Here is a 22,712-nt window from a genome sequence, read left to right as displayed (position 1 = left end):
CATCACTCCTTGGGCGCCATGAGCCTGGCATAGGCCGTTGCCAGGGCGGCGAGCAGGCCGATCGCGACGACGCTCATCGCCGCGGCCTGGCCGATGCGCAGGCCCTTGAACGCGGTCTCGTAGATCAGGACGGGCAGGGTCAGCGTGGCGTCGGCCGGCCCGCCGCGCGTGACGAGATAGATCGTGTCGAAGACGTTGAGGGTCCACAGCCCGCCCACCAGGCCGAGGGCGAACATCGTCTTGGCGGTGGCCGGGAGGGTGATGAAGCGGAACTGGGCCCAGGCGCTGGCGCCGTCGAGCCTGGCGGCCTCGTAGAGTTCCTGCGGGATGTTCTGCATCGCCCCGAAGATGACGACCGCCGACAGCGGGAACCAGTGCCAGGTGTTGGCGATGATCGTGCCCGCCATGGTGAGCTCCTTGCTGCCGAACACGTTCAGCGGGGCGGCGATCACGTCCAGCGCCGTCAGCACGAAGTTGATCACGCCGTAATTGGCGTTCAGCATCCATTGCCAGATCACCGCGACGGCGACGGTCGGAATGACCCAGGGCAGGAGGATCCAGACGCGGGCCTGCTGCGCCGGACGCCAGCTCTGGCGCAGGAGCAGGGCGGCGGCGAAAGCCACGACGGTGCCGAGGACGACATTGCCGAGCAGCCAGACGATCGAGCGCTGCACCGCGCTCCAGAAGCGAGCCGACAGCAGCGTCGCCTGGTAGTTGTCGAGGCCGACGAAGGCGCTCGGCGCGCCGACGATCCTGGTGTCGGTCAGGCTCAGGGCCAGGAGGTTGCCGATGGGATACACCAGGACCACGAGCATCCAGAGCACCAGCGGCGCGAGGAGCGCGTAGCCGATCAGCGGCGCATAGGCACGCCGCAAGGCGTGCCGGGATCGCCGGCGCCACCCCTGGAGATGCGCGGGCGCGGTGGTTGCTGCGGTCATCGAGCGGGAATTCCTGTGGTCGTGCGGGTGCGTGGTGGCAGCGAGGCGCGGCCGGTCGCGGCCGCGCCCCGGTCCGGCGGCTACTTGACCGCGGCTTCCATCTGCTCCTGCCCCCATTTGACCGCCTCGGCGGGGCTCACCTTGTCGATCACGACCTTCTGGATGACCTGCGCGATGATGTTCTGGCCGGCGATCGGCCCGATCTTGATCTGGTAGCGACCGGAGGTGAACCCGTAGAGGCCGCCGGACAGGGATTGCTGCGCCAGGAGCCGCGTGCACTCCGGCCAGGTCGTGAGCGCCGGCTCGCTCAGCCACGACGACAGCCCGAAGCCGTCCCGCGTCACGGGCAGGAACAGGCCCGGCTCCGCGTTCAGCAGCGGCCCGTAGACGTCCGGCTGCAGGAGATAGGTGATGAACGCGCCGGCGGCTTCCTGCTTGGCCGGATCCGACGTCAGGATCATCGCCGCGTTGGAGGCGTAGTGGCTGCCGGGCTGGCCGCCTTCGGCCGGCTGGGGAATGGGCGCGCAGCCGAGATCGCCGGCGGGGGCGCCGGAGTCCCGCAGATAGACGCTCAGCATGATGCCCTTGTCCACCAGCATGGCGGCGGAGCCGCTGTTGAAGGCCGCCTCGGGCTCGCCCCAGGCATAGTTGGTGCTGTCGGGGGCGGCGTAGCGCAGCAGCCGGGTATAGGTGTCGACCGCCTTGACCGCATTGGGGTTGTCGAACGCCGGCTCGCCCTTGGCGTCGAACAGGTCCTCGCCGCGGTAGGTCTTCAGGAACGAGAAGAAGGTCTGGTCGGTCGCCGTCGTCTTCGAGGCGGGCAAGGTGATGCCGTAGCGCTCGCCGCCGGTCAGCTTCGCCGCGTCGGCCAGCACCTCCTCCCAGGTCGCCGGCGGCCTGGCGATGCCCGCCGTCTCGAAGGCGCTCTTGCGATACCAGAGCAGCTGGACCATGCCCCACAGCGGCACGCCCCAGTATTGCCCCTGATCGAAATAGGGATCGGTGGCGGCCGGGAGGAAGTGGTACTTGCCGTCGAGCTGCTTCACCAGTCCGGTGACCGGCTGGACCGCGCCGGTCGCCCGGACATAGGTCGCGAGCTCGGGCATCGTCATCAGGATGTCCGGGCCCGTGCCGCTGCCGATGGCGGCGGGGGCCACGGTGAAGATGGTGCTCCAGTCCTGCACCTCCTGGCGCACCCGGATGGTCGGGTGCGTCTGGTTGAAGCGGTCGATGATCTCCTGGTAGCGCTTCACCCGGTTGGGCGGCGTCTCCTGGTGCCACAGGACCAGCTCCACCGGAGGCGGAGCGCTCGCCGCCTGCCCGGCCGCCGCGCCGATCGCCATGGTCGTCAGGGCTGCGAAGAGCCCGGTTATCGCCAGCATTCCAGCACGCATGTGTCGTCCCCTCTTTTCAACCCCTCTTGCCAAGGGTGTGTCGGATCGTATAAAAACGTTTCTATAAAATTGCAAGGCAAACGGAATGGAAAATTACCAAGAGTGTCTTTATATAGAAACGTTTTTGTAATCAGAGCCGATCGAGGTGAAGCTGAAGACGGCCGCATGATGACAGAAGGTTGTGCAGAAGGGGCCAATGCCTATTTGGCATTGTCGCGCTTTGCTGTGCATGTGACATTGCTGGCCGAGGCGATCATACGAAATGACTTGCCGCGGCCGCGGCGCGGCGACAGGGCCGCTTTCTCACCCGGGCCCGATTCAGGCCCGCCGATCCATTGTCCAGGGAAGGGGAACGATGAGCGCTGAGCCGTCAGACTTGCACTACCGGTCGCTGACCGAGACCGCCGAGCGGATCCGGCGGAGGGAGCTGTCGCCGGTCGCGGTGACCGAGGCCATGCTCGAGCGCATCGGCCGGCTGGACGGCGGGCTCCACAGCTACCGGACCGTGACCGCCGATCTGGCGCGGGCCCAGGCCGCGCAGGCCGAATCCGAGATCGCGGCCGGGCGCTATCGCGGGCCGCTGCACGGCATTCCGGTGGCGGTGAAGGACCTGTGCTTCACCGAGGGCATTCCGACGAGCGCCGGCATGCCGATCCACCGCGGCTTTCGCCCCGACCACGACGCGACCGTGGTCCGGCGCCTGGCCGATGCGGGCGCGGTGCTCCTCGGCAAGCAGCACCTGACGGAAGGCGCCTGCATCGAGCATCATCCCGAGTTCGGCCGCCCGGTGAACCCGTGGCGCGCCGACCTGTGGACCGGCGCTTCCTCCTCGGGCTCGGGCGTGGCGACGGCCGCAGGCCTGTGCTTTGCCAGCGTCGGCTCGGACACCGGCGGCTCGATCCGTTTCCCCAGCGCCCCCAACGGAGTGACCGGCGTCAAGCCGACCTGGGGCCGGATCAGCCGGCACGGCATCTTCAACCTGGCCGAGTCCTACGATACGCTCGGGCCCATGGCCCGCTCCGCCGCCGATGCCGCCGCGATGCTGGGCGTGCTGGCCGGAGACGATCCGGCCGATCCGACCAGCCTGCCCGCCGCGGTGCCGGACTATCTCGGTGGCCTCGCCGGCGTCGAGGGCGCCCGCGGCCTGCGCATCGGCATCGACCGCGCCTACAACGATGCCGGCGCCGATCCCGAGACGACGGGCCTGCTCGAGGCGGCGGCGGCCGTGCTGCGGGATCTGGGGGCCGAATTGCGGCCGGTGGCGTTCCCGGATCACCAGCCGCTCTGCGCCCATCTGGCGGAGGTGCACATGGCGGAGCTGGCGTCCGCCCATGCCGCCACCTACCCGGAGCAGAAGCAGCGCTACGGCCGGTGGCTCACCGCAGGCCTCGAATCCGGCCTCGCCATGAGCCCGGTGGACTATGCCCGCACCACGATCGAGCGCGATCGGTTCAAGGGACGGCTCGTCCGCCTCTTCGCCGAGGTGGACGCCGTGCTGATGCCGGTATTCAGCTTCGCCACCCCGACCTGGCAGGAGGTGGAGGCGATCGTCGAGACCGAGATCTCCAGGCTCTTCCGCTTCACCTTTCCGATCAATGCCAGCGGCAGCCCGTCGGTGACCTTTCCCTGCGGCTTCACCGGCGACGGGAGGCCGATCGGCATTCAGCTCGTCGGGGCTCATCTCTCCGAGGCCGTGCTCCTGCGCGCGGTGCACGCCTATCAGCAGGCGACGGACTGGCACCTGCGTCGACCGCCACTGCCGTGATGCGCGATCCTCAGGCGAGGGGCCGGCCGTCGAGGTCGCCGCGGCGGACATCCTGCACCAGAATCCGCAGCGTCGCCCTCGCGGTTTCGTCGGCCTGCCGGAAGAAGGGGACATCGCTGCCCGGCAGGGCGAAGGCACTGAGCCAGTCGCCATGGAGAAGGGGCCGAGCGCCTGGCGACGGAGGTTCGCGCGGCCCTGACACGGCATTCATGCCGAACGCATTGGAGATCGGCCGCCTGCGCATTGCGGGGCCTCTGTCGCGCTATTCGGCTGCCTGGGCTTGGTCCGTGCCTCGGCGGGTCGGACGGGGCAGACCAAGATTCTCGCGCAGCGTCGCGCCTTCGTAGTCGATGCGGAACAGACCGCGCCGGCGCAGCTCCGGCAAGACCAGGTCGATGAAGTCGGTCAGCCCGGCTGGAAGCGTCGGCGGCATGATGTTGAAGCCGTCCGCGCCGCCTTTCGTGAAGCGCTCTTCGATCTGGTCGGCAATGTCCTGCGCCGTGCCGACCACCTGCCAGTGGCCGCGGGCGCCCGCGATGCGCCGCGCAAGCTCGATGATGGTGAGGCCGTCCCGGCGTGCGAGCTCGAAGAGCAGGTGCTGCCGGCTCTTGCCGCCATTGGTCTCGGGCAGGTCCGGCACCGGACCGTCGGGCGGATAGGCGCTGAGGTCGAAGCCGCCGATCATGTCCGACAGGAGCTGGATGCCGACAGCCGGATCGATCAGCGCCTGCAACGCCTCGAACTTGTCCTGCGCCTCCTGGCGGCTGCGGCCGACCACCGGGAAGATCCCGGGCATGACGAGAAGCTCGTCCGGTGCGCGGCCATGGCGTGCCACGCGGCTCTTGAGGTCGTTGTAGAAGGCCTGGGCGTCGGCGAGCGTCTGCTGGGCGGTGAACACGATCTCCGCCGTGCGGGCGGCGAGCTCCTTGCCGGGCTCGGAAGAGCCCGCCTGGACGATGACGGGGTGGCCCTGCGGCGAGCGCCGGACGTTCAGCGGGCCGCGGACCGCAAAATGCCGGCCGCGATGGGCGAGAACATGCAGCTTGGCCGGGTCGTAATAGACGCCCGAGGTCCTGTCGTGGGCGAAGGCGTCGTCGTCGAAGCTGTTCCACAGGCCGATGACGACATCGATGAACTCTTCCGCCCTCTGGTAGCGGTCGGCATGGCGCAGATGCGGCAGGTCGCTGAAGTTCTGCGCCTCCGCCTCGGTATTGGAGGTGACGAGGTTCCATGCGGCCCTGCCTGCGCTGATCAGGTCGAGGGACGCAAACTTGCGCGCCAGGTTGTAGGGCTCGTGGAAGGTCGTGGACACGGTGGCGGTGAGACCGATGCGCTCGGTGACGGCCGCGAGCCCAGCCATCAGGGTGAGCGGCTCGAAGAAGGCCGAGCGGGCGGACCTCTTGCCGGTCGCCGGCCTGGTATCCTTCACGGCCAGGACGTCGTCGACGAACAGCAGGTCGAGCTTCGCCGCCTCGGCCTGCCGGGCGATCGCGGCATAGCCGCGGAAGTCGGCGCCGAGATCGGCCTGCGCTCCGGGGTGGCGCCACGCCGCGACGTGGTGGCCGGGCGCCATCAGGAAGGCGCCGAGCTTGAGCTGACGAGGTCTGGCCATCGCGTCTCTCCTTGTCTCGATCGGGGACCTCCGGCGGATCACGCCGCCGGAAGGCTGCGCGCCTCGCGGCCGCGGAAGGCGCCGCGATAGCGGGCGGCCGGATGGCGGTCGATGAGGCGGGCGGGGCGGCCCGGGAAGAGACGCTCGCGAAAGCTCCCCTCGGCATAGTCGGCCTGGGCGAGGCCGCGCTTGCGCAGCACCGGCATGACCGCTTCGATGAAGTCGGCGAAGGACCCCGGCGTGGTGTGATAGATGAGATTGACGCCGTCGATGCCCGCCGCCTGCCACTCCGCCAGCCGGTCGGCGATCGTCTCGGGCGTGCCGACGACCTGGCTGCTCAGCGAATAGGCGCGGCCGAGATCGGCGACGGTCGCGCGCTTGCCGGGATTGCCTTCCTCGAAGGCGCGGACGATGCCCTGCACGCCCTCGATCTCCAGCTCCGCCACCGGCCGGTCGGGATCGAGCAGGCCGAGGTCGATGCCGAGGTCGCGGCTGATATGGGCGAGCAGCCCGTCGACGCTGATGTCCTGCGCGAGGTCGCGCGCCTTGCCCTGCGCTTCCGCTTCGCTGCCGCCGACGACGAAGGACAGGCCCTGCACGAACAGAAGGTCGCCGTCGTCGCGTCCGGCGGCACGGACCAGCGCCCGCGTCTCCTCGATCTGGCGCCGGGCGCCCTCCGGGTTGACGGCTGCGATGAAGGTCCCCTCGGCGTGCCGTGCCGCGAAGGCCCGGCCGGCGCGCGATGAGCCGGCCTGGAACAGCACCGGCGTTCGCTGGCGCGAGGGCTGCGAGAGATGCGGGCCGAGCACCCTGTAGCGCTGGCCATGGTGATGGATGCGGTGGATCCTGGCGGGGTCGGCGTAGAGATTGCCCGCCTTGTCGTCGATCACCGCATCGTCGTCCCAGGAGCCTTCCCAGAGCTTGTAGACGACGTCGACATATTCCTCGGCCCAGCGGTAGCGCTCGTCGTGCGGCACGATGCGATCGAAGCCGAAATTCTGCGCCGCGTTGTGGCTGACGCTGGTGACGATGTTCCAGCCGATCCGGCCCTTGCTGAGATGGTCGAGGGTCGAGAGCTTGCGGGCGAAGTTGAACGGATGCTCCTGGAGGATGGAGCCGGTGAGGGTGAGGCCGAGATGCTCCGTCGACTGGATGAGCGCGCCGACGAGGACGCCGGAGTCGTTGATCGGGATCTGCACCGCCTCCTTCACATAGGTGTCCCAGGACCCCTGGTAGGCCGGGTCAACGCCGAGGATGTCGGCGACGAAGAAGGCATCGAACTTGCCTTTTTCGAGCAGCCTGACCAGGGCCACCCAGGTGTCAAGGTCGTTGAAGCGCGTCTGGAGGCTCTGGGGACGGCGCCACAGGCCGTGGAAGACGTGCGAGACGGCGTTCATCGAGAAGCCGTTGAAGATCAGCCGCTTCGGCATGGCGCACCTATTTGACAACGGCGGTGCGCGAGCGGTCGCGGCTGACCAGGACGGCGGCGATCACCACCAGCCCCTTCACCACCATCTGCGTATACTGGGAGACGCCGAGCAGGTTGAGGCCGTTGTCGAGGATGGCGATGATCAGGACGCCGATCAGCGTGCGATGCGGGCCGCCGACGCCGCCCGACAACGAGGTGCCGCCCACGACGATGGCGGCGAGACTGTTGAGCAACAGGTCCGAGCCGAGCGAGGGACCGGCCGCGCCGAGCCGGGCGACCGACAGCGCCGCGCCGATGCCGGCGAGCGCGCCCGACAGCACGAAGGCATAGATCTTGTAGCGCACGACGGGGATGCCGGCGGTGCGCGCCACGGTCTCGCCGCCGCCGATCAGGTACATGTATCGGCCGAAGCGGGTGCCGCCCGCGATGAAGACGACCATGGCCCAGGCCGCCAGCGCGCAGAGCGCGATGTTGGGCAGGCGCGGAACGAGCTGGCCGATGGCGATGACCTCGAAGCCCGACAGATCGAACTGGATGGCGCGCCCGTCGAGGAGGGAGAGCGCCAATCCGCTGAACACCGACAGGGTGCCGAGCGTCACGATGAAGGAGGGGATCCGGCCGATCGTATAGATCAGGCCGTTGACCAGCCCGAGGCCGCCGCCGATCGCCGCGACGACCGGGAGCACGGCAAAGCCGAGCGGCGTGTCGTTGATGAGCGTCACGCAGACGGCGCCGGCGAGCAGCACGACGGCGCCCACCGACAGGTCGATCGAGCCCATCAGGATGACGAAGGTGCCCCCGAGGCAGGCGATGAGCAGCGTGCCCGCCTGGCCGCTGACGGCGGTGAAATTCCTGAGCGTGGCAAAGGAGTCGGTCGTGAGCGAGAAGAACGCGAACAGGAACAGCACCACGCCGATCGGGAACCAGAGGCTCTTGTCGACGGCGCTGAGGTCGAGGGGCTGTCGCGCGGCGCGCGGCCTCGTGGCTTCGGCTGAGGCGGTCATTGCAGATGGTCCTGCGCCTGGTGGGAGAGGGGGGCGGGGCTCGCGGGGTCGCCGCTCTGCGGCAGCATCCAGGCGACGAGCTCGCGCTCGGTCGGCTTGGCGGCAGCCGGTGCCGCGATCTGCGTGACGACGCGGCCGCGCTGCATGATGAAGACGCGATGCGACAGGCCGATCAGCTCGAGCAGTTCGTCCGTGATCAGCAGGATGCCGACGCCCCGGTCGGTGAGGTCGCGGATCAGCCGGTAGATCTCTTCCTTGGCCCCGGCATCGACGCCCCGGGTCGGATTGTCGAGCACCAGCACGTCCGGGGCGCGGCAGAGCCAGCGGGCGAGCACCACCTTCTGCTGGTTGCCGCCGGAGAGGCGGGCGCAGCGCACCTTCGGCGTGCCGGAGCGGATGGCGAGATCCTTGACATAGCGCGCGGCGACGGCGGTTTCGCGGCGCCGGCGCCACAGGCCGAGCCGCGTCGAGAACAGATCGGCGCCGCTGGCCAGCGACAGGTTCCAGGCCAGGCTGAACGGGGCGATCATGCCGTCGACCAGCCTTTCCGCCGGCACATAGCCGAGCCCGCGGCGCACGAAGCGGCCGATCGCCGGCCTCGCCGCCTTGCCGCCCTTCAGCGCCACCGTTCCGCTGCGCGGGGGATCGACGCCGGCGACCGCCTTGCCGAGCGCACTCTTGCCGGAGTCGAGCAGCCCGCCGATGCCGACGACCTCGCCGGCGCGAAGCGTGAACGAGACGTTCTCGAAGGCACCGGGCTCGCTCAGGCCCTCGGCCTCGATCAGGATCGGCGCCTGTCCGACCGGGCGCTGGCGTTTCTCGTGATAGTAGTCGGCCGCGCGCTCGCGCCCGACCATCAGGCCGTGGAGCGTGTTCTCGTCGGCGGTGGAGGGATCGAGCCTCGCGACGAGCTGGCCGTCCTTCAGGACGTAGATGACGTCGGAAACGGCCAGGACCTCGGTCAGCCGGTGTGACACGAACAGGAGCGAGCCGCGCCGCTTGATCTTCTCGATCAGCCTGAAGAACAGCGCCTCGTCGCGCCGGTCGAGCGCGGAGGTGGGCTCGTCGAGCAGCACGAAGGGCCGCTCGACGCCGCCGAGATGGGTGGTGGCCAGGCAGGCGCGGGCGATCTCGATCGACTGGCGCTTGGAGAAGTCGTAGGAGCCGGTGCGCCGCCGCACGTCGACGTCGATGCCGGCTTCCTCGACGATCCGTTCAGCGGCTGCGATCATGGCCGGCCTGTCGAGGATCTGGCCCAGCCGGGTGAAGCGCGCCTCCTGCCCGAGAAGCAGGTTCTCGTAGACGGGAACGTTGGCGATCAGCGACTGCTCCTGGAAGACCCGCGAGACGCCGTCCGCCACCGCGGCGCCATAGCTGCCAGGGCAATAGGCGGCTCCGCGCAGACGCATCGCTCCGGCATCGGCCGGTACGATGCCGCTGAGGATGTTGAACAGCGTCGACTTGCCGGCGCCGTTCTCGCCGACGAAGCTGACGACCGCGTTGGGCGGCACATCGAAGCCGACATCGTCGAGCACCACGGTCCGGCCGAAGGATTTGGTCAGGCCTTTGGCCTTGAAGAGCGGATCCGCGGACGGCGCCGGAACGGCTGCCGCTTCGCTGGGCTTGGTGTGGATCGTCATCGGGCTCTCGTCGGATGAGGCGTCCGGCGGATGGGACCGCCGGACGGGGCGGTCAGGCGTTGGGCGAAGGGCCTTCGAACTTGATCTTGTAGTGATCGGCGTATTCGGCCTTGACCCTCTCGAACTCGCCATTCGCCCTGGCCGCAGTGTATTCCTTCGGATAGGTCCAGCCGTCCGGCTTGGGGATGCCCGCCCAGTGCTTGTCGATGTCGATGGGGTAGACGTCGGCCTGCGGGTCCCAGTCGCTGGGATGCAGGACCTTCGAGAGCTTGCGATAGTCGAAGGGCTTGACGCCCTTGTTGTCGACGAAGCGGGCGAGATAGCCTGAGATGTTCGCCTTGGTGGCGGTGAGCGAGCGCCAGTTCAGCAGGCGCTCGGGCGCGCGCGGCTGCCAGCCATGGGTGACGTCGTAGATGCGGGCGGCAAAGAGCGCGGCGGCATAGGCCGGGCTGTTGGCGCTGGTGGCGAGCTGGGTGCCCTTGTCGATCGACTTGGCGCCGAGGCTGGTGCCATCGGCTCCCACGACGAGGACGTCCTCGCCCGGCCGCAGCCCGGCGGCGTTGAGGGCGGCGATCACGCCCTGGGCGACGTCGTCGTTCTGGGCCACGACGCCGACGACGTTCTTGTGACGGCTGAGCAGGTCCTCCGTGGCCTTGAGCGAGTCCTCGCGGTTCCACTTGCCCGGAAGCTGGTCGACCAGCCGCGTCTTGGGGAAGTCCTTGAAGGCGTCGTCGCGGCCGCCGCTGCGGGCGATGTCGGTCCAGTTGCCGGGCTGGCCGGTGACGCCGATGATGTCGCCGCCGCCGAACCTCTCCGTCACGGCCTTGAGCAATTCGACCGTCACCGCCCGGTGCGCGGCGAACTCCTCGGGCACGGCATGGAGCGTGTAGTAGTCGCCGGCCTCGAAGGGCGTGAACCAGGCGAGCGTATCCCAGACGTTGCCGACATAGACCTGGTTGTCCTGGGCGCCCTTGGCGATGCGCCGCAGCGGGCTGCCGTCGGCGAGGTTGAAGATGGCCGACTGGATGCCCGCCGCCGTCTGCTGCTCGAACTGGTTGAGCTGCAGCTGGCTGTCGAAATTGCCGTCGAGCGCGACATAGCCGCCGAAGCCCAGATCCGCCGTCGCCTCGGCAAAGGCCTTGTCGAGGATGATGTTGTATTCGTTGCGATAGAAGGCAGTCAGGAAGGCGAGCTTGCCACTCGGCGCGGCGACGGCGACGGAGGGCAGCCCCATCGCCATGGCGGCCGCGCTCGCCGCTGCGCCGGCCGAGGCGAGCGCCAGGAAGTCGCGACGCGACACGCCATGGGTGTCGAGCCGGTCCATGTGGCTGTTCACCACGCGCTTGTCGGAGAAATCGGGAAACCGCCTGGGATCGAGGGGGCGTGGCATGGGCTCACCTGGTCGGAAAGGAAAAGGGCGATCGAGGGAAATGGCCGATCTCGGCTGAAGCTCGATCACTGCTGGACGGCCGCTTCACCACGAGGCTCCAACGGCGCGGGCATCCATCATTATTATATTTAATCTATGAATCAAGTATATTATTTAGGTTGTCGCGTCGGCTTCGAGCGCATGATCGGCTCGGGCGCCGAAGGCGCCGCGATAGCGGGCGGCCGGATGCGTGGCGCCGAGCCGCGCCCCGCGTCCCGGGAACAGGCGTTCGCGCAGGCTTCCCGGTGCATAGTCGGTCTGGGCGAGGCCGCGCTTCTGCAGGAGCGGCGTCACATGCTCGATGAAGTCGGCGAAGCTGCCCGGCGCCGTCTGGAAGATGACGTTGACGCCGTCGATGCCGGCATCGCGCCACACCTGGAGCTGGTCGGCGATCGATTCGGGCGTGCCCACGATGCGGGTGTTCAGGGCGAGCGCCTGCCCGAGGTCGCGCACCCGCGCCTTCCGCTCGGGATGGGCCTCCTCGTAATATCGCATATAGCCCTGGATGCCCTCGATCTCGAGCTCCTCGACCGGGCGGTCGGGATCGAGCAGGCCGAGATCGATGCCGAGGTCGCGGCTGATATGGGCGAGGGCGCCGTCGAGGCTCATGTAGTCGTCGAGGTCGCGGGCCTTCGTCCGCGCTTCGGCCTCGCTGCTGCCGACCACGAAGGACAGGCCCTGGATGTAGAGGAGATCACCCTTGCGGCGGCCGGCGGCCTCCACCTTGGCGTCGACCTCCTCGACGAGCTTGCGCGCGCCTTCCGGGCTCAGGCTGACGATGAAGGTGCCTTCGGCGTGGCGGGCGGCGAAGGCGCGGCCGGCCCGCGAGGAGCCGGCCTGGAACAGCACCGGCGTGCGCTGGGCCGAGGGCTGGGTCAGATGCGGTCCGAGCACCTTGTAGCGCTCGCTGCGATGATGGATGCGGTGGATCCGGTCCGGGTCGGCATAGACGTTGGCCCGCCTGTCGACGCGAACGGCGTCCTCGTCCCAGGAGCCTTCCCAGAGCTTGTAGACGACGTCGACATAGTCCTCGGCCCAGCGGTAGCGCTCGTCATGGGGCACGATGCGGTCGAAGCCGAAATTCTGCGCCGCGTTGTGGCTGACGCTGGTGACGATGTTCCAGCCGATCCGGCCCTTGCTGAGATGGTCGAGCGTCGACACCCGGCGCGCGAAGCTGAACGGATGGTCCTGCAGGATCGAGCTGGTGAAGGTGAGGCCGATCCTCTCCGTCGCGTGGATCAGCGCGCCGACCAGCGTCGAGGAATCGTTGACCGGGATCTGCACCGCCTCGGTCACATAGGTGTCCCAGCTGCCCTTGTAAGCAGGGTCGACCCCGAGCACGTCGGCGATGAAGAGGTTGTCGAAGCGTCCGCGCTCGAACAGCTTCACGAGGCCGATCCAGAAGTCGAGATCGTTGAACTCGGACTGCCGGCTCTCGGGATGCCGCCACATGCCGTGGAAGATATGCGACACGACATTCATCGAAAAGCCGTTGAAAATCAGCCTCTTGCTCATAGGGTCGGAACCTTCGCGGTGGCGGGCGGCGGAGGCCCGTCGGGGACATGGCCGCCGCGAGCCGTGCCCGGCCGGCGGATGGTGGAGGCGGCGCCCGCCCGCCGTCGCCGGATGGCCGCGCCCGCACGAGCGCGGCCATCTCGTGAACCACGTCGGCGCGCCGGCTAGGCGACGCCGAGATAGGTCTTGCCGATGATGTCGAGCGTCGCGTCGGTGTTCGGCGGATGGAACGGCCCCGAGCGGACGTCGCGATAGAGGCGCTCCAGCTCGTGCCGCTTGAACAGCGAGGCGGCGCCCGCGACCTTCGTGGCGAGATCGACGACGCGGCGCGCCCCGTCCACCGCATGCTGCTTGGCCGCGAGCAGCCGCGCCGGCCATTCCGCTCCGTGATCGATGCCGGCGTCCCACTCGACGGCCACGCGCTCGAGCAGGGCCCATATGGAATGGAGCTCGATCGCCGCCTGCGCCACCGCATGCTGAGTGGGCACGTGATGGGCATAGGTCCTGCCCTCCAGCGCGGGCGAGACCCGAGCCTTCGCGCCCTCCACCGCAAGATCGAAGGCCCGCTGCGCGATGCCGTAATAGACCGCGGCGATCGGCGGGACGGCCGCGCCCAGGATGCTGTCCGTGAAGGCATCGTTCGGCGGCCCGGCCGGCAGCACGCGGGAGACGTGAGCCGCTTCGGCCACGACGCCGTCGAGGACCGTGTCGTTGCTGCCGGTGGCCCGCACGCCGAGCGCGTCCCAGGTCTCGACGATGCGGTAGCCCGGCGCGTCGCGGCGGATGAAGGCGTGGACGACCTTCGGGCTCGCCGGATCGGTGGCGTCGAGGCCGTGGATGCCGAGCCAGTCCCAGACCGGCGACAGCGAGGTGAAGACCTTGCGCCCGGTGAAGCGGTAGGCGCCGCCGGGCAGCGGCTCGGCCACGACCGAGGAGCCGGCGAGCCCCAGATCGTTGCCGGGCTCGCCATGGCCGGCCGCGAAGATCCGGCCGCGTGCGACCTCCTCCAGGATCCAGTTGGCAGAGTGATCGCCGCGGCGCCAGAGCCGGGCCGCCACGCCGATCCAGTAGAGGTGCATGTTGATGGCGAGCGCGGTTGAGGGGGCATGATAGGCGAGCCGCGCCTGCTCGCGCAGGATCTCGAGCAGCGACAGGTCCCGCCCGCCGAAGGCCTGCGGCAGGACGCCACCGAGATAGCCGGCCTGCCTGAGGTCCTCGAGATCTTCGTGGAAGAACCGGTTCTGCCGATCGTAGTCCGCCGCCCGGGCGCCGATCCTGGCGAGCAGGTCGTTGTTGAGAATGGTCCGGTCGGAGGCCTCCGCCGGGATGGCGGCGGCGCTCCTGAGGTCGCGTGCTATTTCGTTCACGGAACTTGCCTCGCTCTGTTCGGGCCCGGTCAGGCGGTGAAGAATTGCCGGTCCGGCACGACGTTGAGGGCGATGGTCAATCGGTTGGCGTAGCTGAAGAAGGCCGACACTTCGAGGATCTCCGTGATGGCCTGGTCGTTGAAGCCGAGCGCGCGCAGGCGGGTGAAGTCGGCGTCGCCGACCGCGGTCGGGCTCGAGGCGAGCTTGTCGACCGTCTCCGCCAGCGCCAGCTCGCGTGGCGAGAGGTGGACATGGTGGTAGCCGAGGCCGATGCGCTGGGCGCGCGGACGGTCGCCGGTCGCGGCGGCGAGGGCCTGCGTGTGATTGAGCACGCAGTAGCTGCAATGATTGCTCGCGGAGGTGACGACGGCGATCAACTCGCGTTCCGCGGCTGTCAGGTGGCTGCGCTTCGGGTCGAACAGATGCTCGTAGAAGGTCACCAGCCGATAAGCCGTGTCGGGGTTGATCGACAGGGCTGCGAGCCAGTTGGGAATGAAGCCGTCATGGCTGCGGAACTTGGCGTAGATCGCTCTCACATGCGCGGGAAGACCGGCTTCCTCCGGCACGCCGAGGCGTGAGAGCGGCTCGGCGGCCGCGTCGAGAAGGGTGACATTCGCGTCCGCGACGGCAAGGCCGGACATCGGCGTCTCCTGGGTTCGGCTGTGAAGGGCTGAGTTAGCCGGCAAAGTACTTGTCGTCGGGGACGACGCCGAGCGAGATGAAGATGCGGTTGGTGTGATTGAACCAGGCGCTCGTCTCGATCGCCTCGAGAATGTCCGCATCGTCGAGGCCGACGCTGCGCAGCCGGTCGAAGTCGCCCGGGCCGATGGACTTCGGGGCGGTCGTCACCTTGGCGGCGAAATCGACGAGCGCATGCTCGCGCGGGGTCAGTGGCGCGAGATGGTGGTCGAGGGCGATGCGGCGCGCCTTGGCGGCGTCGCCCAGGGCATCGCCGAGCGCCAGCGTGTGGTGAATCTCGCACAGGCCGCAGCCGTTGGCCGAGGAGACGACGACCGCGATGAGCTCGCGCTCGCGGATCGGCAATCGTCCGGCCTTCGGATCGAAGAGGCCGCCGAAATAGGCGGCGAAGCGGCGCGCCGTGTCGGGGTTCACGGAGAGGGCGCGAATCCAGTTTTCCCGATGATTGGCCTCGGCGAGCGCGCGCACATCCGCGGGGAGGGCGGCTTCGGCAGGCGGCCGCAGCCGGGAGATCTCGTCTCTTCCTGAAACATCGACCAGGCCTTCGGGCATGACATCCTCCTTCTGCGATGCGCGGCGGCAAGGCGACGCACGAGCCTCGGTCCTTGCCGCGCCGCGCATGCGCGTGGCAGTCCTCGCGGCGGCGGTGTGACAATGGACCCGGCGGCCATGGTAGCGAATTGATAAAGTAAGTATATAGATAAAATATACTATATTGAGGCTCGACCGTAGAAACGACAACTCCGGAGGGCAGGGCCGTGGTGCCCGCTGGTGTCTCCGAGGGTTTCAGTCTGGGCCTGTCGCCGCCGGCGCCAATAGCCCGTGCGCTGTCGGCAGGCGCACTGCCGATCGGGCGAACCGGCCCGGTGACGCGCGCCTCCCGCGATCACCGAGATCGGCGCCGGGCAAGGGTGAAGGCCTCGCCGGGGCGCCTGCTCGATGATGTCGAACTCGTCGCCACCGAGCGGAAGGCCAGGCGTTCAAGCCAACCTCCGGCGATTGCGGAGACGGCAGGGCCTGCCAACATCGATCATCAAGAAGGCGTGATAATTGTTACTGTCTATGGATTTAGTATAACATAGCCCTCACATGCGCGGTTGATCGCGATCCGAGCCGGCGCGCCCTGCGTCGACCCGATCCGGCCGCGACGGCGTGGACGGTACGAAGAGGTCATCATGTCAGAAGTCGAGACGCGCACCGCGCTTGTTGCCCGGCGCCATCCGTCCGCCGGCGGGTTGTGGCACGATCGGCGTCCCGATCACGCTGCGTGTCGATGGCAGGCAGCGGGGCGGCAGTCGTGAGCGGCATTCCCTATACGACCGCGCTCATCGTCGGCGCCGGCCCCGGCATCAGCGCCGCCGTCGCGCGGGCGCTGGCAGGCGCCGGTGTCAAGGTCGCGTTGGCGGCGCGCAATGTCGCCAAGCTCGACGCGCTTGCGGCCGAAATCGGCGGAAAGACTTTCGCGGCCGACGCCGCGGCCCCCGACAGCGTGGCGCGGCTGTTCGCCGATGTCGACGCCAGCCTGGGGCCGCCCGATCTCGTCCTCTACAATGCCAGCGCCCGCGTGCGCGGCGCCATCGTCGATCTCGATCCGCTCGAGGTCCGAGGCGCCATCGAGGTCTCGGCCTTCGGCGGCTTCCTCGCGGTGCAGCAGGCGGCGAGGCGCATGCTGCCGAACAGGCACGGCGCCATCCTCCTGACCGGCGCCACCGCCAGCGTGAAGGGTTTTGCGCTTTCCTCCAGCTTCGCCATCGGCAAGTTCGGCCTGCGCGGCCTGGCGCAGAGCGCGGCACGTGAATTGGGGCCCCAAGGCATCCATGTGGCGCATTTCGTCATCGACGGCGCCGTGCGCAGCTCCGTTCGCCCCGATCCGGTGGCGCATCCGGACAGCACGCTCGATCCCGATGCGATCGCGCAGACCTATCTCAGCGTGCTGCGCCAGCCGCGCAGCGCCTGGACCTGGGAGGTCGAGCTTCGACCCTGGGTCGAGACCTTCTGAGCCCGGACATGGGCGGGCGCGAGCGCTTGGCCGCATCCCCGCTCAGACATTGGAGGATGGTTTTCATGGCTTCACCCCTGGCAGCCTCGCGCGCGCCTCATCCGCTCGAAACGATTTCCGCCAGCCTCGGCTTCACCGAGCGCGGAAGCGAGAGACTCTATTCCTACGCGTTCGAGCCGCCCGCGGGCGTCCCCGCCACCAACGTGGTGACCAGGGCGCACACGGTGCCGATCGCCAATGCCCGCCCCATCGCGCACCGGCTGTCCCTGGACGTGGAAGGCTTCGCGGTGGTGCCGCATCGCACGGCGGTCCGTGATTTCTGGGACGAGGCGCAGACCCTGGCACTGGGCCATCCCGAGACCGCGGAGATCGTCAAGGCGGCCACCGGCGCAGCGCGCGTCGTCGTGTTCAACCACACCTTGCGGCGCAGGACGGGCAAGCCCGACCGCTCGCCCGATGCGCCGCGCCAGCCCGTCGCCCGCGCGCATGCCGACCAGACCGTGCGCTCCGGCCCGCAACGCGTGCGCGATATCATGGGCGACGCGGCCGAGGCGCTGCTTTCGCGCCGCGCCGCCATCGTCAATGTCTGGCGTCCGGTCCGGCATGCCGCGCGGGACTGGCCGCTGGCGCTGGCCGATGCCGGCAGCATCGACCTTGCCGATCTCCTCCCGTCCGAGCTCATCTTCCCGCACCGCCGCGGCGAGACCTACGCGCTCGCGCATGATCCCGCGCAGCGCTGGTACTACATCCCGGATCTCGGCGTCGACGAAACCATCCTGATCAAATGCTGGGACGCGGACGAAGCCGTCGCCCGCTTCGCGCCGCATACCGGCTTCGAAAATCCCATCACGCCGCCCGGGACGCCGCCGCGCGAAAGCATCGAATTTCGCACCATCGCCTTCTTCGACTGAGGGGCCGGGACCGTGCTGCCGGCCGAATCCGACGCGGGCGTCGAGCCGAGAGGCCTCACGCCGGCTTCGGATGAATCTGGAAGCGGCGCCGGAGGAGCCGACAAGCCCGGGCTCCCCCTGGGGAACCTGGCCTCGATCCTGCTGCCCTCACGCTCGCCGGCGCGGCATCCGCCGCAGCCTCCCGCCGGGGCACGACCTTCCCCCGAGTGTTCAGGACACACGGGCGATGGGATGCTCCCGGCGGGCTGGCCCGATCCGATCAGCTCATGATGAAGCCGATCGGATCGCGATGGAGGCACGGCGGCGACGCGCGTTCGGTCACTTGATGTAGCCAGCCTCCTGCATGGTCTGGAGGGTCTGGTCCTGCGCGCCGTCGAGCGCCTTGTCGACCGTCTGCTGACCGGAAAGCGCGGCGGAGACCGCCTGGCCGACCGTGGTGCCGATGGCCTGGAACTCCGGAATGGCGACGAACTGAACGCCCGTGTAAGGCACGGGGTTCATGGTCGGATGCGCCGGATCGGCCGACAGGATCGCATTGAGCGACGCTTCCGCGAAGGGCGCCGCCTTGCGGTATTCCGGGCTGTCATAGGTCGACTGCCGCGTTCCCGGCGGCACCGCGACCCATCCCTGGAACTCGGCCACCAGCTTCACATACTCCTTCGACGTCGCCCATTTCACGAAGGACTTGGCCGCGGCCTCCTTCTTGGTCGACGAGGGAATGCCCAGCGCCCAGGACCACGCCCAGGCAGCCCCCTTGGGGGTGACGGCCACCGGCGCCTTGGCAAAGGCGGTCTTGTCGGAAACCTGGCTCTGCTTGGGATCGAAGACCCGGCCGGCATTCGAGGTCGCGTCGACCCAGATGGCGCAGTGTCCGCTCTGGTACAGCGCCGCGTTCTCGTTGGCACCGTTCGACGTCGCGCCGGGAGGGCCGGCCGCCTTCAGGAGGTCGACATAGAAGCCGATGGCCTTCTTCCAGGGGTCGCTGTTGACGAGCGGCTTCCAGTCCATGTCGAACCAGGCGCCGCCATAGGTGTTCACCAGCGTCGACACGAACGCCATGTTCTCGCCCCAGCCCGGCTTGCCGCGCAGGCAGATGCCGTATTGCTCCTTCGGCCTGTCGGTGAGCTTGACCGCCATGTCGCGGATCTGATCCCAGCTGGGCTGATCCGGCATGGTCAGCCCCGCCTTCTCGAACAGGTCCTTTCGATAGAACGTCATCGAGCTTTCGGCGTAGAACGGCACGGCGTAGAGATGGCCGTCATAGGAAAGCCCGCTCTTCACCGGGCCCAGCAAGTCGGCGTAGCCATAGTCGTCGCCGAGGTCGTCGAGCTGGACGAGCCAGCCCAGCTTGCCCCAGATCGGCGTCTCGTAGGCGCCGATGGTGATGATGTCATACTGTCCCGATTTCGTGGAGATGTCGGTGGTCACGCGCTGTCTCAGCACGTTTTCCTCGAGGACGGACCAGTTTATCTTGTTTCCTGTCGCCTGCTCCCATTTGGGCGCAAGCTTCTGCATGATGATCATGTCGGAGTTGTTGACGGTCGCGATCGTGATCGTTTCCGCCTGCGCGGGCGTCACCGCATACAGTGCGAAGGCGCCGGCGAAAGCGGCCATTCGACGTTTCCAGGTTCCCATGGCGTTCTCCCAGATGAGATATTTGTACCGGTCTTGAGCGACTCGGACTTCAGGCCTGCGAGGGCACCTGTCGTTTCTGCGAAGATCAGGCAAAACCCTCGGTGCTTCAAAAATTGAAGAAGCAGTTTTCAGCGTCGATTTGTTCTTCTGGAAACTCAGCGGCGAGGACAGGGCTCGATTTGCCTGCCGTCATCCATGGATGACGCCGCTGATTTTCGGTTTTCCGGCAAATGGAGCTATGTCTTGATCCTTTTCTTCGCAATCTCGGCATCGAAAAGGGCCTTGTCGTGGACCAGGTGCTGGCGCTCGGGATGCTGGAGCGCCAGTGCCACGCAGATCATCTCGATGATCGCCAGCTGAGACGTCTTGGTGCCGAGATCCTGGTGGACGATCGGGGATCCGCGGACAGCCGAGATCAGCACGATATCGGCAACCTGCGTGACGGGGCTGTCGCGATCGCTGGTGATGACGACGCGCTTGCAGCCGCGGCGCCCGGCCGCGTCGAGGGCCTCGACGACGTCGCGCGTCAGGCCCGAGCAGCTCACGCCGACAAAGAGAGTGTCGGGCGATGCGGCGACCGTGGCCGATGTCAGCGTGTGCGGGTCGGAATGGACGATCGCGGGGATGCCCAGGCACGAGAACCGTTGAAAGGCATCGAAGGCTACCGGCGCCGAGCTGCCGAAGCCGATGAGGATGACGTAGCTGGCCTTCTGCAGGGCGTCGACGGTCTCCTGCAGCGCGGGCAGTGAAACCAGGCTCATGGTCTTCAGAAGCGCTTCCGAATTGACCTCGACGACGCGCCGCATGACGACATCGAGCGGATGCACGGTCCCGCTGCCCGGCTCGGGCCGGAAATCGGTCAGCCGCGCGCCGGCGCTCAGGCCCCGGCTTTCGGCGAGGGCGTAGCGCAGGTCCTTGTAGCCGGCCAGACCCAGGATCTTGCAGAAGCGGAACACCGTGGTTTCGCTGACGGAAAGCTGTTGCGCGAGGCTGCTGATCGAGAGGCTGGCGAGCTGATCCTGGTTGTCGATGATGAAGCGCGCCAGACGCGCCATCGTGCGGTCGGCCGACCGGGAAGCGGCGACGAGCTTCTGGAAAATGTCGATCCCGATCCCCGGGGCGGCGGCGACCTCCCGGTCCCGCCCACGGCGCAGCTTCCCGTCCATGTGCCGCCGCGTCCCTTCGTCCGTCTGTCCCGCGCGGCAGGCGACCTTCGACGCCCGCATGCCGCGCCGCCACGCTACGAGTCCGCGCTGATGAAGGCAATATTCGAATTTTCGGAATGAGAAAAAATTTTTTCGTTGCCGGATCTGGAAAAATCCATAGCGTACCGGCCGCCCCGGGAGCGGATGCATTCGTGGCGATCGGCGTGCGAGGTGGGGGCGTCCCCGCGTCACGACAGGCCCGGTCCGGTGGGGGAGGGAGAAACGACCATGTTCGCGCGCAAGCTTCGTCTCGACGACCGGGTGGCGGTCGTCACGGGCGGGGGCAGAGGTATCGGGCTTTCCTGCGCGCAGGCGCTCGCCGAATTCGGAGCCAGGGTCGTGCTGGCGGACGTCAGCGCGGAAACGGCGGAGCAGGGCCGCGCGTCCCTGGCGTCGAAGGGCCTGGAGGCCGAGGCGGTCCAGCTGGACGTCACCGATCCGCGGCAGGTCGAGGCCGTGTCCAGGGACGTGGTTCACCGGTACGGCCGTGTCGATATCCTCGTCGCCAACGCAGGTATTGCGCGCTCGGGGACTTCGGCGGAGGATGTCCCGGATGAGCTGTGGCTCAACGTGAACGATGTGAACTATAACGGCGTCTTCTGGTGCAATCGATCGTTTGCACGTCCCATGTTGCAGGCCGGCCGCGGCTCCATCGTCAATATCGGCTCGATGTCCGGCCTCATCACCAACAGGCCCCAGAAGCAGTGCTACTACAATGCGTCCAAGGCGGCCGTGCACCAGCTGACCCAGTCCCTCGCGACGGAGTGGGCGGATCGGGGTGTGCGCGTCAACGCCGTTGCGCCGACCTATATCGAGACCCCCTTGACCGGCGGAGCGGCCGAGGCGGGATTGCTCGACCACTGGCTGCGCGACACGCCGATGGGCCGCCTCGGGCAGCCCGACGAGATCGCTTCCGTCGTGCACTTCCTGGCTTCGGATGCCGCCAGCCTGATGACCGGCACCGTCGTCGTCGTGGATGCTGGCTTCACCGGCTGGTAGCGGCCCGAGGCGAGGCGGCGGCCCGTTACATCGGGATCGGGGCGAGCGGTGGGCGATATCGCGGCATGAACGAAACGACGCGGCTCCGGCCGCATCCGAGCCCAAGCAGCGTCTCGTGGCTTCAGCCACGACTTGCTGCTCGGACTGCCGAGTATGAGCAGGTTCGGCAGAACCTGCTCAGGATCCATTGAGCAACCAGCGCGAGGACGCGACAAGATGCCTGACTTCGACAAGGGGCCCATCCTCGTGACGGGGGCAAGCGGGGGAATCGGCGCGGCGACGGTGCGCCAGTTGCGGGCGGCCGGCGCCGACGTGATGGCAAGCGGCCGCAACGCCGATCGGCTGCAGGCCCTGGCCTCGGAGACGGGCTGCCGCCTCCTGCCGTTCGACCTGACGTCCGAGGAGAGCGTCCGCCAGGCGCTCGAAGGGGTCGACGTCTGGGGCGTGGTGAACTGCGGCGGCTTCGGCGGCGAGATCGCCACTCCGATGGACACGGATATCGCCGTCTTCGACAAGGTGATCTCGATCAATGCTCGCGGCGCGCTTCTCGTCACGAAGTACAGCTCGCAGTCGATGGTACGGCTCGGCAAGGGCGGCTCGATCGTCAACGTCTCCAGCCAGGCTTCGCTCGTCGGCCTGCGCGGCCACATCTCCTACGGTTCGTCGAAGGCTGCCCTCGACAACATCACCCGCGTCTCGGCGCTCGAGCTCGGCAGATACGGCATCCGCGTCAACAGCGTGAACCCGACGGTGGTGATGACGGAGATGTCGGCCTCGTACTGGGGCCGCCCCGAGATCGCGGAGCCCTTCCTCGCCACCATGCCGCTCGGCCGCTGGGCGACCGCGGAGGAGATCGCCGCGCCGATCGTCTTCCTGCTGAGCGACGGCGCTTCGATGATCTCGGGCGTCTCCCTGCCGGTCGACGGCGGATTCACGGCCTGCTGAGGGCGAAGAGGCCACGCCTGAGACGCCGTCTGCTCGTCCGGGAGCCGCGCAAGTCCGACAGTCCAGATCCGGTGGGGCCTTCATGACCAGGAGCATTGCCGCCCAGCGCCTCTTTCCGTCTTGGCGTTCCTCCAACCGCCGCGCGGTGCGCACGGGCCCGCTTCTGGCGCCGGCGGTGAGCGTGCTGCTGATCTGGATGATCGTGCCGCTGGCGATGACGCTGTGG

General features: G+C 68.2%; 19 protein-coding genes. 5 read left to right on the top strand and 14 right to left on the bottom strand.

Annotated elements, in window-relative coordinates; all coding sequences use genetic code 11:
* Positions 1 to 2: 2 nt before the first annotated feature.
* Both QO011_RS41515 and QO011_RS41510 read right to left on the bottom strand, forming a co-directional pair.
* Complete coding sequence (locus tag QO011_RS41515) at positions 3 to 938, bottom strand: carbohydrate ABC transporter permease (RefSeq protein ID WP_307286351.1); 936 nt, start codon at positions 936 to 938, stop codon at positions 3 to 5.
* Positions 939 to 1,018: 80 nt separating this feature from the next.
* Entirely contained in the window at positions 1,019 to 2,332 is a 1,314-nt protein-coding gene (locus QO011_RS41510) for an ABC transporter substrate-binding protein (protein ID WP_307286348.1), read from the bottom strand.
* A 355-nt stretch (positions 2,333 to 2,687) separates the two neighbouring features.
* Here QO011_RS41510 and QO011_RS41505 point away from each other — a divergent pair, with 355 nt between their 5' ends.
* The gene (locus QO011_RS41505) at positions 2,688 to 4,097 is read left to right on the top strand and encodes an amidase (protein ID WP_307286345.1); all 1,410 of its coding nucleotides are present in this window, start codon (positions 2,688 to 2,690) and stop codon (positions 4,095 to 4,097) included.
* Between the two features lie 10 nt (positions 4,098 to 4,107).
* Here QO011_RS41505 and QO011_RS41500 read toward each other — a convergent pair whose 3' ends face one another.
* The 10 genes from QO011_RS41500 to QO011_RS41455 all read right to left on the bottom strand — a co-directional run bounded on the left by QO011_RS41500 (position 4,108) and on the right by QO011_RS41455 (position 15,344).
* Positions 4,108 to 4,341 carry a hypothetical protein gene (locus QO011_RS41500; protein ID WP_307286341.1) on the bottom strand — a complete coding sequence of 78 codons (234 nt, stop codon included), beginning with the start codon at positions 4,339 to 4,341 and terminating at the stop codon, positions 4,108 to 4,110.
* Between the two features lie 18 nt (positions 4,342 to 4,359).
* On the bottom strand, positions 4,360 to 5,709 hold the full coding sequence (locus QO011_RS41495) for an LLM class flavin-dependent oxidoreductase (protein ID WP_307286337.1): 1,350 nt from the start codon (positions 5,707 to 5,709) through the stop codon (positions 4,360 to 4,362).
* Positions 5,710 to 5,747: 38 nt separating this feature from the next.
* Positions 5,748 to 7,139: an NtaA/DmoA family FMN-dependent monooxygenase gene (locus QO011_RS41490; RefSeq protein ID WP_307286336.1), complete on the bottom strand. Its 1,392-nt coding sequence runs from the start codon at positions 7,137 to 7,139 to the stop codon at positions 5,748 to 5,750.
* A gap of 7 nt (positions 7,140 to 7,146) precedes the next feature.
* Positions 7,147 to 8,142, bottom strand: a complete 996-nt coding sequence (locus tag QO011_RS41485; RefSeq protein WP_307286335.1) for an ABC transporter permease — start codon at positions 8,140 to 8,142, stop codon at positions 7,147 to 7,149.
* Positions 8,139 to 9,782, bottom strand: coding sequence for a sugar ABC transporter ATP-binding protein (locus tag QO011_RS41480; RefSeq protein ID WP_307286333.1), 1,644 nt, complete (start codon positions 9,780 to 9,782; stop codon positions 8,139 to 8,141). Before QO011_RS41480 ends, QO011_RS41485 begins: the two co-directional genes overlap by 4 nt.
* A gap of 52 nt (positions 9,783 to 9,834) precedes the next feature.
* Complete coding sequence (locus QO011_RS41475) at positions 9,835 to 11,172, bottom strand: sugar ABC transporter substrate-binding protein (protein ID WP_307286331.1); 1,338 nt, start codon at positions 11,170 to 11,172, stop codon at positions 9,835 to 9,837.
* A 153-nt stretch (positions 11,173 to 11,325) separates the two neighbouring features.
* Positions 11,326 to 12,726, bottom strand: a complete 1,401-nt coding sequence (locus QO011_RS41470; RefSeq protein WP_307286330.1) for an NtaA/DmoA family FMN-dependent monooxygenase — start codon at positions 12,724 to 12,726, stop codon at positions 11,326 to 11,328.
* Positions 12,727 to 12,890: 164 nt separating this feature from the next.
* Positions 12,891 to 14,093 carry an acyl-CoA dehydrogenase family protein gene (locus QO011_RS41465; protein WP_307286328.1) on the bottom strand — a complete coding sequence of 401 codons (1,203 nt, stop codon included), beginning with the start codon at positions 14,091 to 14,093 and terminating at the stop codon, positions 12,891 to 12,893.
* A 29-nt stretch (positions 14,094 to 14,122) separates the two neighbouring features.
* Positions 14,123 to 14,734: a peroxidase-related enzyme gene (locus QO011_RS41460; protein WP_307286325.1), complete on the bottom strand. Its 612-nt coding sequence runs from the start codon at positions 14,732 to 14,734 to the stop codon at positions 14,123 to 14,125.
* A gap of 34 nt (positions 14,735 to 14,768) precedes the next feature.
* Positions 14,769 to 15,344 carry a peroxidase-related enzyme gene (locus QO011_RS41455; RefSeq protein ID WP_307286322.1) on the bottom strand — a complete coding sequence of 192 codons (576 nt, stop codon included), beginning with the start codon at positions 15,342 to 15,344 and terminating at the stop codon, positions 14,769 to 14,771.
* Between the two features lie 745 nt (positions 15,345 to 16,089).
* Between QO011_RS41455 and QO011_RS41450 the strand changes: the two genes are divergently transcribed.
* Together QO011_RS41450 and QO011_RS41445 are read left to right on the top strand one after the other, a co-directional pair.
* Complete coding sequence (locus QO011_RS41450; RefSeq protein WP_307286320.1) at positions 16,090 to 16,791, top strand: SDR family NAD(P)-dependent oxidoreductase; 702 nt, start codon at positions 16,090 to 16,092, stop codon at positions 16,789 to 16,791.
* An 8-nt stretch (positions 16,792 to 16,799) separates the two neighbouring features.
* On the top strand, positions 16,800 to 17,702 hold the full coding sequence (locus tag QO011_RS41445; protein ID WP_307286318.1) for a CmcJ/NvfI family oxidoreductase: 903 nt from the start codon (positions 16,800 to 16,802) through the stop codon (positions 17,700 to 17,702).
* A 318-nt stretch (positions 17,703 to 18,020) separates the two neighbouring features.
* Here QO011_RS41445 and QO011_RS41440 read toward each other — a convergent pair whose 3' ends face one another.
* Both QO011_RS41440 and QO011_RS41435 read right to left on the bottom strand, forming a co-directional pair.
* Complete coding sequence (locus QO011_RS41440; protein WP_307286315.1) at positions 18,021 to 19,316, bottom strand: ABC transporter substrate-binding protein; 1,296 nt, start codon at positions 19,314 to 19,316, stop codon at positions 18,021 to 18,023.
* A 257-nt stretch (positions 19,317 to 19,573) separates the two neighbouring features.
* Complete coding sequence (locus QO011_RS41435; RefSeq protein WP_307286311.1) at positions 19,574 to 20,503, bottom strand: MurR/RpiR family transcriptional regulator; 930 nt, start codon at positions 20,501 to 20,503, stop codon at positions 19,574 to 19,576.
* A 267-nt stretch (positions 20,504 to 20,770) separates the two neighbouring features.
* Between QO011_RS41435 and QO011_RS41430 the strand changes: the two genes are divergently transcribed.
* Positions 20,771 to 21,541 (top strand): SDR family NAD(P)-dependent oxidoreductase, encoded by a 771-nt coding sequence (locus QO011_RS41430; RefSeq protein ID WP_307286308.1) that lies wholly within the window; start codon positions 20,771 to 20,773, stop codon positions 21,539 to 21,541.
* Positions 21,542 to 21,757: 216 nt separating this feature from the next.
* Positions 21,758 to 22,486: an SDR family oxidoreductase gene (locus QO011_RS41425; protein WP_307286305.1), complete on the top strand. Its 729-nt coding sequence runs from the start codon at positions 21,758 to 21,760 to the stop codon at positions 22,484 to 22,486.
* Positions 22,487 to 22,712 lie beyond the last annotated feature (226 nt).

It is taken from the genome of Labrys wisconsinensis (assembly GCF_030814995.1).
GTDB lineage: Bacteria > Pseudomonadota > Alphaproteobacteria > Rhizobiales > Labraceae > Labrys > Labrys wisconsinensis.
This window is presented reverse-complemented; position numbering and strand designations above follow the sequence as displayed.